The organism is Thermoanaerobacter sp. RKWS2, assembly GCF_026240795.1.
GTDB classification, from domain to species: Bacteria; Bacillota; Thermoanaerobacteria; order Thermoanaerobacterales; family Thermoanaerobacteraceae; genus Thermoanaerobacter; species Thermoanaerobacter ethanolicus.
This window is the reverse complement of sequence record NZ_CP110888.1, coordinates 228,695-241,102: the sequence shown is the minus strand read 5'-3', so window position 1 is coordinate 241,102 and position 12,408 is coordinate 228,695. Positions and strand designations below refer to the sequence as shown.

13 protein-coding genes are annotated in these 12,408 nt (G+C 32.2%); 1 reads left to right on the top strand and 12 read right to left on the bottom strand.

Features of this window, described 5'->3' with window-relative positions; genetic code table 11:
- The 10 genes from OEI98_RS01225 to OEI98_RS01180 all read right to left on the bottom strand — a co-directional run bounded on the left by OEI98_RS01225 (position 1) and on the right by OEI98_RS01180 (position 9,299).
- Positions 1-1,092 (bottom strand): aminotransferase class V-fold PLP-dependent enzyme, encoded by a 1,092-nt coding sequence (locus OEI98_RS01225; RefSeq protein ID WP_266039052.1) that lies wholly within the window; start codon positions 1,090-1,092, stop codon positions 1-3.
- 80 nt (positions 1,093-1,172) lie between these two features.
- Positions 1,173-2,450: a YhfT family protein gene (locus OEI98_RS01220; protein WP_266039050.1), complete on the bottom strand. Its 1,278-nt coding sequence runs from the start codon at positions 2,448-2,450 to the stop codon at positions 1,173-1,175.
- 18 nt (positions 2,451-2,468) lie between these two features.
- Positions 2,469-2,831, bottom strand: a complete 363-nt coding sequence (locus tag OEI98_RS01215; RefSeq protein WP_004400340.1) for a DUF2620 family protein — start codon at positions 2,829-2,831, stop codon at positions 2,469-2,471.
- Complete coding sequence (locus OEI98_RS01210; RefSeq protein WP_004400341.1) at positions 2,828-3,202, bottom strand: PRD domain-containing protein; 375 nt, start codon at positions 3,200-3,202, stop codon at positions 2,828-2,830. Before OEI98_RS01210 ends, OEI98_RS01215 begins: the two co-directional genes overlap by 4 nt.
- Before the next feature lie 92 nt (positions 3,203-3,294).
- Positions 3,295-4,224 carry a GntR family transcriptional regulator YhfZ gene (gene yhfZ / locus OEI98_RS01205; protein WP_004400342.1) on the bottom strand — a complete coding sequence of 310 codons (930 nt, stop codon included), beginning with the start codon at positions 4,222-4,224 and terminating at the stop codon, positions 3,295-3,297.
- Between the two features lie 167 nt (positions 4,225-4,391).
- On the bottom strand, positions 4,392-5,300 hold the full coding sequence (gene murQ / locus OEI98_RS01200; protein ID WP_004400344.1) for an N-acetylmuramic acid 6-phosphate etherase: 909 nt from the start codon (positions 5,298-5,300) through the stop codon (positions 4,392-4,394).
- Between the two features lie 4 nt (positions 5,301-5,304).
- On the bottom strand, positions 5,305-6,390 hold the full coding sequence (locus OEI98_RS01195; protein ID WP_266039044.1) for a DUF871 domain-containing protein: 1,086 nt from the start codon (positions 6,388-6,390) through the stop codon (positions 5,305-5,307).
- A gap of 48 nt (positions 6,391-6,438) precedes the next feature.
- Positions 6,439-7,815 carry a PTS transporter subunit EIIC gene (locus tag OEI98_RS01190; protein WP_266039041.1) on the bottom strand — a complete coding sequence of 459 codons (1,377 nt, stop codon included), beginning with the start codon at positions 7,813-7,815 and terminating at the stop codon, positions 6,439-6,441.
- Positions 7,816-7,962: 147 nt separating this feature from the next.
- Positions 7,963-8,382 (bottom strand): PTS sugar transporter subunit IIA, encoded by a 420-nt coding sequence (locus tag OEI98_RS01185; RefSeq protein WP_006569336.1) that lies wholly within the window; start codon positions 8,380-8,382, stop codon positions 7,963-7,965.
- 74 nt (positions 8,383-8,456) lie between these two features.
- Positions 8,457-9,299 (bottom strand): MurR/RpiR family transcriptional regulator, encoded by an 843-nt coding sequence (locus tag OEI98_RS01180; RefSeq protein ID WP_004400353.1) that lies wholly within the window; start codon positions 9,297-9,299, stop codon positions 8,457-8,459.
- A gap of 208 nt (positions 9,300-9,507) precedes the next feature.
- On the opposite strand from OEI98_RS01180, the gene OEI98_RS01175 reads away from it, so the two are divergent.
- The gene (locus OEI98_RS01175) at positions 9,508-10,083 is read left to right on the top strand and encodes a Uma2 family endonuclease (RefSeq protein WP_266039035.1); all 576 of its coding nucleotides are present in this window, start codon (positions 9,508-9,510) and stop codon (positions 10,081-10,083) included.
- A 58-nt stretch (positions 10,084-10,141) separates the two neighbouring features.
- Here the strand turns inward: OEI98_RS01175 and OEI98_RS01170 are convergent, their stop codons facing one another.
- Positions 10,142-11,059 (bottom strand): Gfo/Idh/MocA family protein, encoded by a 918-nt coding sequence (locus tag OEI98_RS01170; protein ID WP_266039033.1) that lies wholly within the window; start codon positions 11,057-11,059, stop codon positions 10,142-10,144.
- Positions 11,060-11,076: 17 nt separating this feature from the next.
- Positions 11,077-12,279, bottom strand: a complete 1,203-nt coding sequence (locus tag OEI98_RS01165; RefSeq protein WP_074666737.1) for an ROK family transcriptional regulator — start codon at positions 12,277-12,279, stop codon at positions 11,077-11,079.
- Between the last annotated feature and the right edge of the window lie 129 nt (positions 12,280-12,408).

Below are 12,408 nucleotides of genomic sequence, written 5' to 3'. Positions count from 1 at the left end.
CTAAGCCAGACTTTTCTTTACAGCTTCTTTTAAAATTCTAATAACAGTATCAGCACCTGCCCTCATTGGATTAATGCGAATTACATAATTTTTCATATCCGGATTATTTTCAATAAAAGTTCCTGAAACCCTGTAAAACATAGCGCCAATTTCATATCTTGATTCAGAACCTACAGGATAAGGTACTGCTCCCATCTCTTCAGCGTATTTTAATACTTTTTCCGCAATTGGTTCTTCAAATTCTACTAATACAACTCTTGACTGTGCATTTGCTACATATGCCTTTTTTACCCCTTTTATTTCTCCATTATTAAGCCTCTTTGCTATTTCATCAACCTGCATTGCTTGTATTGCTAATGAAACCGGTGTGTATACAAGTGCCCTTAAAGTTTCCATTGCCTCAGGTCCTTGCACTTGGCTCCCACCTGAATAAGTTATTTTGCGAATTTCGTCTATAATATATTTTTTGCCTACTACACATCCAATTCCTTCCGGGCCCAACAATTTAAACATGGAAAATACTGAAACATCTGCTCCCAACTGAACACCTATATATGGAGTTTTCATAACTACATAATTTTCATCAGTAATAATAGGAACATTAGTTATAGATTTAATAACTTTTATTACTTTTTCAAGTTCATAACTGTCATCAGGTTTTTGTCTTGAATGTTGTATTAACACAGCATTAACTTTTGTATTTTTTAATATCTCAAATGAATCTAAATCATTCATGTTTACTTTTAAAAGCTTAAGGCCCATCATAGCCATAAGATTTTGTGTTGTAGGATATACGGGTGCGTCATGCACAAGTAATGTATTAAGAGGTTTTAATAAGCTATTAAAAACGAGTCTCATAGCCCCCGTCCCAGCACCTCTCACTAAAGCAGAGTCTTCTGCATCAAAAAATTTAGCAAGAACTCTCTCAACTTTCGCGGTGGTTTTAGGTCGTCCAAGCTCTAATGATACACCATAATCACCAGCTTCAAGTAATTCACGTCCCCGAAAAACTGATTGAATAATGTCTACCAATTTAAACTGCAAATTGATTGCTTCCTCTAAACTAATCTGTTTAATAGGATACGTAATCATTCTTTATCCTCCTAACTTATGGTTGGTAATAAAATGTCATTTAGCTGACATCTTATTACCAACCTTAACTTAAAACAAAATCATTTAATAATAGCTAGCAAATTCACTATTACTCCAACAATTATCGCTCCTATTGGTCCTACAGCCATCCTTACTAACGGTCTTTTTGCCGTTTCATTTAACAAATACAATCCAGCAACAACTAAATATCCCATTCCAGGTGCCATTTTATTTGCAGCCATCATAGAACCTACAATAATCGCTACTTCAAGTAGTTTAGTCATAGCATCTCTAATATTATCTGCTGCATTACGAATACCCGGATATTTATCAAAAATTTTTGCAAAAACAACTAGACTTAATGCTTCTAATATAATTACTATTGCCCCTAGAACTGCTGCTATTATCATATTAGGAGCTAACAAACCTGCTGTTGCAACAAAACCAAAACCATCTGTAACAAATGTTCCACTTGCTAATGAGGTTGTCCCTTTTAATGGAATAAATGATAACGCTCTCGAAATAGTAATACCTAGAGCTTCAGTTTTAAGCCCTTTGCTCATTGCTAATAAAGACTGAGGTCCTTCTGCTAATAAATACAAATTAACACCCATTCCATATAATGCTCCCATTATACCTATATAAATTATATTATTTTTTATATTCTGAACACGATTTCCAAAAAGAGACAAAACACTAACGGCACCAGAATTTTCATCCGATTTTTGCCTAATAGCATAAATCAATAAAATCAACATTCCTATCAATAATGCTATTCCATCGGGAGAAGCTAATTTAAGTTTCGCTGCTATTTCTCGTACTAATGTAATTATCGCTAATGAAAGTAATCCGTTTTTAAAACCATATTCAAAAGCTATTGCTAACGCAGGAAATGCAGCAAAAGCATAAATTACTGGATCCCCTAAATTTCCTAAGGGATCAAATATATTTACAGGTAGCATCTTCATGAGTTTTACAAAACCACCAAGACCCATTAATATAAATAGCCCATATATTCCACCTATCAATCCTGATAATATTACACCTATTAAACTTTCCTTATCTTTATACCACTCTTTAATCGGTTTTCCAGGGAAAAATGTTCCAATTATGTCTGTGCCTAAAAATATTGAATGTATTAAAATAATTGGTGACATTATTGAAAACGGTATCCCGAAACCTATAACTAATCCAAAACTCAAACCAAATGTTGTAGCTGCCAATTCAAATCTCGTCATTCTATTTTCCCTAAATTCAGGAAATATCGGTCTCACTGCATCATTAAAAATAGCTATTCCTCTATTTGCTAATATAGCAGCCCATGCACTAGTTAAAAATACTAAAATATACTTAAACATTTTTTCTTCCTCCAATCCCTATTTTTCTAAAATTGCGTTTACAATGTAAGGTACAGCTTTTTCAATATGGTCATTAGTAAAACCAAACGCTACTTTCCCTTCAGCTACTGCTTTTTTTACGTCGGCTTCCTGTGGGGGCTTACCAGGCATAGAGATAGTTACACATTTTTGAGCTGTTAATATAGCCATTGCCATAGCTAAAGCACCACCACCTCCTGTTGCACAAGCACCAACATAGTAATCTGCCTTTCCATTTTTCACAGCCATTGCAGCTTCAATATCTGATTTTATTTCAACACTTACTTTATCACCTCCTATCTCCTTTATCATTTGAGCAACTTTTTGCTTATCAACAGCTCCACCTACAACAAATCTTATCATGTACTTTTACCCCTTTCTAAAAGATTACACAAATGTAATAACACAAATCTTTTTTCGGATTCGGGTAATTTTATTTCTATCCTATCTTCTATATTTTGTAAAATACCAAGTGCTCTATAGTAATTAGGACAATTTTTAACTTCGTTAAAAAGTTCGTCATCTATTGTAGACTCCAATTTTTCTTCTTCTTTTAATCTTTTTATAGACATTGCTAAATGAGTTATAAACATCTCATAGTGTTCATCCTCAGTACAAATTTCATAATTTACTCTTAATTCCTCATCAATTTTTTTGATAGCTTCTCCAGTATCAAAATCGATCACACTACCTTGTACTAACAAATCTATTCTATTTATAATATTATTCTTCACTTAAGACCCTCCAAACATTATACAGTATTTTGTACCATAATATAAAGTTATTTTTTGACTCCTTCCAAAAATAATATATGAATAATTATAAATCAATATTCTGGAAATATTTTATTCAACAACACTTGTTCCTGAATCTTTATAACTTCTTCTTTATCAACAATTCTATTTATTATTTTATCAACACCCCAATTATCTCTTTTAACTACTAAAACAGCACGTGTATTATCTTCACTAATTTTTTTCGATTTTTCGCTTTTAAGCGGTTCATTTTTAATAGACAGTCCTCTGTCAACTATTTCATCATAGTTCCATACAGCTGCATCTATTTTTCCTTCCATTATATGAGGTATAATTTGATTATACGGTAATTCTATAAACTCTACATTCTTTCCCTCACATTCATAGTAAGTCAATATAAATTGGTCCAGCGAAGTTGGATCTATGGCAATCTTCATTCCATCTTCAATCGCATTTTTCGCATTATTTGAAAATATTATACGATGAGTACTTACGTTCGTATTTGGTCCAAAATCGACTACTATTTTTAAATTTTTACCAGATTCAATATACAATTTTGCTGCCAACATCGACATTATGGCAAAATCATATTTTCCATTCAACAATGCCTCTAACCTTCTTTCGCTTCCTCTCATGTATGCCATATTAAAAGGTATTTTCCCCTTTTCAAATACTTTATATAAACCTGTAGCTAACCCTTCGTATCTTTTTGAATACGGAAGAGGCATTACCCCTGAAACAATAGTAAGTCCCGCATATTCCCATAATTTTTTGTAGTCAATATTGTTTATATACGTACCTAAATGCCCTCGTGGCTCTAATTCAATTGCTTCATTATCTTCTAAATACTTTAAAGCAGTTTGTATTGTCCCACGCCCGAGGTCAAATTTTTTGGCGTATTCTCCTATCGTTTCAATTCTATCTCCACATTTTAAAGAAAGCATTTCTCGTGCCAACATCGTAACGGCAATTCCATTTTTAGTTAATAGATCCTTAATCATTCAATCACCCGGACAATATACAATATTTTGTACATTTATAATATAGCATTTTTATTCATCGGTGTCAATATGATTTCGAAAAATTTTTTTATAAAAGGCGGAAACTAATCCGCCTTTCAGTTTAGATAAAACTTCCTAATAAATTCAATTTCTCTTCAAATTTATTCTTAAGACTTATTTTCATTAAGCATTAATGCCTTTGCAATATAACCATTAGACCTATCTAAAAATTCTTTTGCTTTATTTTGATTAAGTCCTGTTAATATCATTAAAATGGTTAATTTAACATTATAATTAGTTTCATTAAGTATTTTTTCAATTACTTTTTCATCTGCATCCGTTGCTAATTTTACAATGCGTTTTGCTCTGTTAATTAATTTTTCATTTGTAGCTTTTACATCCACCATTAAATTGCTGTAAACTTTACCAAGTTTTATCATAGCACCTGTAGATAGCATATTTAATACCAATTTTTGTGCAGTTCCTGCTTTCATTCTGGTAGAACCCATAATTACTTCTGGCCCTACAACAGGCGCTATCATTATATCAACTATTTTTTTCATCTCACTATCCGGATTGCAGGATATCCCTATTGTATGTGCGCCAACCTCTTTAGCATATCTAAGCGCTCCTAAAACATAAGGCGTTCGGCCACTAGCTGCAATACCTACTACAACATCCTTACCTGACAAATTCTTTTTCTTTAAATCTTCTTTACCAAGGTCTTCTTTATCCTCCGCATCTTCTACTGACCTTCTTATTGCAACATCTCCACCTGCAATAATCCCTTGCACCATTTCTGGATCTACTCCAAAAGTTGGTGGACATTCGGATGCATCGAGAATTCCAAGCCTTCCACTTGTACCAGCACCAATGTATATAAGCCTTCCTCCTTGTTTTAATTTTTCTGCTATAATATCAACAGCTTTTGCTATATTAGGTATTTCTTTTTCAACAGCTATTGGAACTTTTTTATCTTCATTATTTATTTTTTTTAACATATCCTCTGTACTTAATCTATCAATATCAAGTGTATCAGGGTTTCTTCCTTCCGTTATAAGTTTATCTAAATCCATTGTATCAACCCTTTCTAAATTTAAATTTTGTCCCCGGTCTAATTAAATCTACCAATATATGTTCTTCTTCAGGTATATGTCCTACCACATTTACTCTTTCATCTTGAGGCATATCAATCAAACAAATATTAAGCTCTCCCGAATATCTTTTAAAACCGTAATTATCAATTGTAACACTGTATTTCTTTCTTTCAATGCAATTATACGGCTTTATTGCTTTCCCTATCTTTGCATAACCCCTTGACTCCTCTGATCTTATAATGTATTCAGAAGCATCAGACCTATTTGTATGAATACCAGCAAAAATTATGTCTTTCTCATAATCTGTTATATCCATAATAAGATTGATATTTAATTCAATCACATCTTTATTTATTGAGATAACATCTCTTATTTCATTTATAGATGCATATGCATCCCCAAAATATATGTCATCTATCAACCCAGAATAAATTAAATGTCTCGCTGCTGTGTAAGGTTTTATGTTTCTATGCATTTCAAGCGTCGGCAATCCCTCATATATTGGCCCTCTCCTACCTTCCAAAGAAGGAATAAATGCCGATACCTTAAGTCCGTAATTTTTTATCATCATTGTCTTTTCTTTAAAAAACTTATAGGAAAGACCTGTATACGGTTTAGGATAATAATTGTGGCAAGTTGTCAAATTACCTATGTTAGCCTTTAACCTTATCAAATTTTCTATTTCTTCTTTTGTTATTGTGCTGGCATTTAACTCTATTTTAATTCCGTATTTGTTGTTTGTCATTTCAGCTATTTCCTCTTCAGTAAAACCATAATCAAGTCTTAAACAATCTACTCCCAAATCATAAAAAGGTTTTAAATCTGTTATTGAGGAATTTAATATATTCATTGTTACAGGTGAAATATCAATAGTTAATTTCATATCTAGTAATTTAATATATTTAATTAAATCTTCAAATTCATTTAATTTTTTATCATATTCAACCTCAGGCATATGCATCGACGTAAAAACCATATTTATCCCATTGTCTTTTGCCATTTTTATATATTCTTTGTTCTTTTGATGTGGAAAGTCTTCTGTAGTATAAACCGAAATACCAACAGCCACCTCATTATCTCCTCCTAAAAAGGGGCAAAGCGCCCCTTTTTAATTGTATCAAACATTAAAAGTAAATGGTTGTGAATTTTCTATTTCTTCATCAACTGGATCTTCAAATCCTAACAGGTAGGTAGCTATAAATCCTGCAGTATACGATATCAATAATCCTAAAACATAATAAATAATTTTATTTGGCTCAATAAGAGCAGCCAAAGGTATACCGGATATACCCAATCCTCTTGCACCAACTACTTTAAAGGCCTCAAAGGCTCCTCCAAAAGCACCTCCTATACATGCCCCTATAAAAGGTCTACCAAGTGGTAATGTAACACCGTAAATCAATGGTTCTCCAATGCCGAGAATACCAACAAGTATTGAACCTTCTATAATTTTTTTAAGTTGTTTGCTCTTGGTCTTCACATATACTGCTAATGCAGCTCCAACTTGACCTGCTCCCGCCATCGCTAAAATAGGAAGTAATATAGTAACTCCTGTCGACTCAATTAATTGCACATGGATAGGTGTCAAACCCTGATGCAAACCTGTCATAACTAATGGTAAAAATGTACCAGCAAGTATAAATCCTGTAAATACACCAGCTTTTCCTGCAATTGCAACAGTTACTGCTTTGCCAATACCATCAGCTATATATCCGCCTAAAGGTTGTAATACATACAAAGTCGCAAAACCTGCTATCAAAATTGTAAGCAACGGAGTTGCAAGCAATTCTATACTGTTAGGCATTCTTTTCCTAATGTTTTTCTCAAGCCAACTTGCAAATGCTGCTGCAATTAAAACAGAAATAATTCCGCCTCTACCTACGACTAAAGCTTTCCCTCCAATTGTAATATTAGCTAATGCAGGGTTATAAATAATACCAGCAAGAATACCTCCAATTGTAGGAGAACCTCCAAATTCTTTAGCAGTATTCATACCTACCATAATACCCATATACGTAAAAATAGTACTGCCTAACAAACTTAACATAGCCAATAAATTTTTGTCTGCAATCCAATTAAATTTTGTCGCAACATTGGTAATGCCAAGTATTAAACCACCACCAATTAAACCTGGAATCAAAGGAATAAATATACTAGCAATCCTTCTCAATAGAAGTTTAAAAGGTGTTTGGTTTTTGGCACTAATTGCTGCTTTAACTTCTTCTGCTTTTCCAACTTTAGTACCACCTAGTATTTTTGATGCCTCACTTTCTACCTTGTTAGCAAGACCAGGTCCTACAATAACTTGTAACTCTCCACCCTCTTCATTGACTTTAATAACACCGTCAATTTTCCCCAAAGCTTCCCTGTTAACCTTGTCATAATCTTTGACAAGCACTCTTAATCTTGTCATGCAATTCGTGATTGATATGACATTTTCTTTTCCGCCCAACTCTTTAATAATTCCTTGAGCTATTTCTTTTTCTCTTGACATTCTTAATCCCCCTATCTTCAATTTAGTATTTAAATGGTAATGATAATTAAACATATGAATCTATATACTTACCTCCCACCTCCTTATATGTTGTATTGTTTCATAAATATGAAGTATTTATGAAAATTTGTTTCATATTGAAATAAATTAAATAACCGCCTCAATTACAACGGTCTGCCCAGCAGTCGCTTTACCTGTCATTTTTTTAAATTCTTTTATCCTATCCATATTAGTTACTACTATAGGGGAAACGAGTGATTTAGCTTTTGATTTTATTAAAGTTCTTTCTACCTTTAATAGTTTATCGCCAACTTTTACTTTATCACCTTCAGTTACAAACGTAACAAATCCTTCACCATTTAGTTTTACAGTATCAATTCCTACATGAATCATTACCTCAATTCCTTCTTTTGTCCTAATACCTATTGCATGTTTTGTAGGGAAAACAGCTGTTACAATACCATCAACAGGAGAAACAAATATATCGGCTTCAGGTATCACAGCAACACCATCTCCTATAAGTTTTTGAGCAAACACTTCATCTGGAACATCTACTATTTCTACCACATCTCCATCAACAGGTGCTTTAATTAATAGTTTATCAGTCTTTTTTAAATATATTAAACATACAAACCTCTCCTTCAGTATTTTCTTGATGAGACCGCTTCACTTGTATTTTCTAAATATTTTATTACCTCATCGTATTTCCTGCAGGCTATTATAGAAAACAATATATCTACTACATTAAGTTGTGCCATCCTTGATGCCATTGCACCACTTCTAAAGATTGCTTCAGTAGAATATACAAAAAGTTTTATATCTGAAACTTCTGTTATAGGTGAATTACCAAACCTTGTTATACAAATTGTTGTAGCACCCGAATTTTTAGCTATCCTTAAAGCGTCAACAGTATCTGCTGTTTGACCTGAATACGAAATACCAATTGCCACATCTCCTTGGCGAAGATTAGCCGCAGATGCAAGTTGCATGTGAGAATCACTGTATGCCGTACAAGATTTATTTATCCTCATAAATTTTTGCAACATATCTTGTGCAACAATAGCAGATGCTCCAACTCCATAAATGTCTATTTTATTGGCATTTAAAATAGCAATAACAGCTCTTTCTACTTCGTTTCTATCTAACATATCCATTGTTTTTTCTATTGAGTCCATATTATTTTTAGATATTTTCACAATTATGGTATTAATATCATCATCTATATTAACAAAACCTTGAATACTTTTTGTCTTATATGTGTAGTCTGCAGCAATTTTTATTTTTAAATCTTGATATCCTTTGTATCCGAGACTTTTGCAAAATCTCACAACACTTGCTTCACTGGTATTGCTGTTTTTTGCAAGTTCAGCTACAGATAAATCTGAAATCTTATCAGCATTTTCAATTATATACTCAGCAATTTTTCTTTCTGATGGTTTTAAATTATTAATAACTGCTCTAATTTTCTCTATATCTCCTGGCATGTTAATGTTTACACTCCTTTCTAGTTTATATTATACTACTTATGAAATAATATTTCAAGTATTTTTTATGGTTTTGTAATTTGGTTTCATAAAAGGTTAGTTGTATAATTAAATGCAACAAATAAAAAGGGAGATATTTTTGCTCTGGATATTAGGAATATAAAATGTTAAACTTAGTATAAGAAGATTTTTAAAGGGGTGTTTAATTATGCCTTTACCAAAAAGAGAGGATATTTATACTTATGAGGATTATTTAAACTGGCCAAATAATCAAAGAATAGAATTAATAAATGGGCAGGTTTATTTAATGACTCCTCCATCGACAATTCATCAAAGAATATCAAGAGAAATATTTACAAGCTTCGCTGTATATCTTAGAGGTAAGCAATGTGAAGTATTTAGTGCACCTTTTGGAGTAAGGTTTCCTTCTGGAAATGAGAAAAGTGATAAAGAAATAAAAACTGTTGTAGAACCCGATATCGTGGTAGTATGCGATAAGTCAAAGCTAGATGACGAAGGATGTAAAGGAGCTCCTGATTTAATTGTTGAAATTACATCACCTTCAACTGCAAGTAGAGATAAAATAGAAAAGTTTAATTTATACGAAAAGCATGGAGTAAAGGAATATTGGATAGTAGAGCCAGATAGTAAAGTTGTAAGTGTGTTTATTTTGCAGGAAAATTCCAGATATGGAAGGCCTAATGTATATACTGTAGGAAATAAAATTAAAGTTTCTATCTTTGAAGATCTAGAAATAGATTTGAAAGATGTATTTGCTTATTAAAACACCCGCATTATTATAGAAGCATTATTATAAAATCAGGGCTTTTTGTGCCCTGATTTTATACTGTCCTTTTTAATATTTCCTCTATAATCTCGTGAGATTTTAACGTACATTTTAATTCGTCATTTGCATAATTCCCTTCTAATACGTCCTTTAAAAAGCTTTTTACAGCAGTCTCAAAACCTCTTCTATAAGATATAGTATCCCAGCTTTCAAAATTATGCACATATATTTTGCCATTTTCCATTATTCTTATACTTTCCATGTCTTCCACAACTGCACTTTTGCCATGCCCGTGTATCTCTAACCTTTCATAATCTTTTCCACCATTTCTATGCATGACTCCTATCGCTGTAGAACTATTAGATTTTAATACTACTTCTATGGATTTTAATGAATCTCTTTCTTTTGAAATATTTACATCTATGTCATCAACATCTTTAACTATATAGCATAAAGTGTCTATTATATGAATGAAATCGTCATAAAGTGTAAACTTAACACTATTTTTGATGTCATTATTCCTATTTTTCACCATAATGCACAATTCAGGTTTTAAGCCTTCAAACAAAGCTAAGGCTTTTTGATACATAGGCGCATATCTTCTGTTAAAACCTACCTTCAAAATAAGAGATTTGTCCATAGCCAAATCTATAAGTTCTTTTGTCTTATCTATCTCTTCAGTTATAGGCTTATCAACATATACGTGAATACCGCTTTTTAGTAGTTCTTTTACTATTTCATAATGGCTATCTGTGGATGCATGTACAAAAGCACAATCTGGCTTTTGTTTTATCACAACGTCTATTTCTGTGTAAACATCACAACCATATCTTTCTTTATATTTTTGGAGCTTTTCTTTGTTTCTTCCAACAATACCTAATATATTTAGTTCATCTAAATTAAATATGAAAGGCAAATAGGCTTTATTAAAAATATTCCCTGGCCCTATAATAATTGCTTTTAATTTTCCCATGTCAACACCTCATATAATTAAAGTCCAGGATATGCAAACAATTCAGAAATAACAAGAGATACTGCTCCAATTGCCCCCGCATGGAATTGAAGTTTGGAAGTTTTTATTTTTACTTTATAATATCTATAAACAAGACTTTTTTCCTCTACTTCTTTTAAAACTTCATTTAAAATTAAGTCATCAGCTAAAGACAAAGTATTTCCAATAATTATAAGTTCAGGATTAAAAGTATTTATAATATTGACTACACCTACTCCTAATTTTCTTCCTATTTCTTTTAAAGCTTCTACCGCTATTTTGCTCCCTTTTCGCGCATAATCGATAATATCAATAGCACTCAGTGTATAAAAGTTATTTTTGTTTATATACTCATCAGACTTTCCCATCAGCAATTGTGTATTTATGTATTCAAGCAATGCTTTTTCTGAAGCATAATTTTCCCAACATCCTGTATTGCCACACCTACACTGATGGTCATGAATATCAATTGTCATATGTCCCATTTCTCCAGCAAGACCTACTGTGCCTCTGTATAACTCTCCATTAATTATTATTCCTGTACCAATACCAATTCCAGCACTCACATAAACAAGATTGTTATATTTAATCCCTGCTCCAAACCACTTTTCTCCTATAGCTCCTACATTTGCTTCATTATCTATGTGTACCTTAATTTTGAATTTATCTTCTATAATTTGTTTAAGAGGTACATTTTCCCATTTTAAATTTGGCGCTAATAATATACTGCCTTTCTTGTAATCCACAATGCCAGGAACACCAATCCCAATTCCTAAAATTCCTCTTATTGTTTCAGGAGCATTTGAGATTGCTTCATCAATCAATTCTATCAAACGTTCAATAATCGTTTGCTGGTTCTCGCCAATTTTTATATCTATTTTCTTTTCCCAAATAACATTTGCCATCAAATCAGTCAAGACAATTAGTATATAATTTACATCTAAATCAATGCCTATTATGCACCCAGCTTTGTTATTTATGCTTAATATGATTGGCTTCCTGCCACCTTTTGATTCTCCTGGCCCCTCTTCTTTCACAAACCCTTCGTTTATAAGTTCATCAACAAGGAAAGATACAGTTGACTTGTTTAAACCTGTAATGTGTGCAATATCCGCTCTTGAAACATTCCCCTTTTTTCTTATGGTATTGAGCACTATTGATTTATTTATTTGCTTAACTAATAATTGATCCGCTGTTATCATTTGTTCACCCTTCTATTTATATTGTTGTTTCTAGTGTGAATTATAACATATTAAATCTTAAAAGAAAATTGAAATAATTTTTTATTTTGTAGTTACCTTTTAATTATACAGCTAAGTTAGATATAAAGA

Coding starts and splice junctions, on each gene's coding strand:
- OEI98_RS01215 (WP_004400340.1), bottom strand. CDS start 2,831: ATGATAAGATTTGTTGTAGGTGGAGCTGTTGATAAGCAAAAAGTTGCT.
- OEI98_RS01180 (WP_004400353.1), bottom strand. CDS start 9,299: ATGCCAGGAGATATAGAGAAAATTAGAGCAGTTATTAATAATTTAAAA.
- OEI98_RS01165 (WP_074666737.1), bottom strand. CDS start 12,279: ATGATAACAGCGGATCAATTATTAGTTAAGCAAATAAATAAATCAATA.
- OEI98_RS01225 (WP_266039052.1), bottom strand. CDS start 1,092: ATGATTACGTATCCTATTAAACAGATTAGTTTAGAGGAAGCAATCAAT.
- yhfZ (WP_004400342.1), bottom strand. CDS start 4,224: ATGATTAAGGATCTATTAACTAAAAATGGAATTGCCGTTACGATGTTG.
- OEI98_RS01220 (WP_266039050.1), bottom strand. CDS start 2,450: ATGTTTAAGTATATTTTAGTATTTTTAACTAGTGCATGGGCTGCTATA.
- murQ (WP_004400344.1), bottom strand. CDS start 5,300: ATGGATTTAGATAAACTTATAACGGAAGGAAGAAACCCTGATACACTT.
- OEI98_RS01170 (WP_266039033.1), bottom strand. CDS start 11,059: ATGGGAAAATTAAAAGCAATTATTATAGGGCCAGGGAATATTTTTAAT.
- OEI98_RS01190 (WP_266039041.1), bottom strand. CDS start 7,815: ATGTCAAGAGAAAAAGAAATAGCTCAAGGAATTATTAAAGAGTTGGGC.
- OEI98_RS01175 (WP_266039035.1), top strand. CDS start 9,508: ATGCCTTTACCAAAAAGAGAGGATATTTATACTTATGAGGATTATTTA.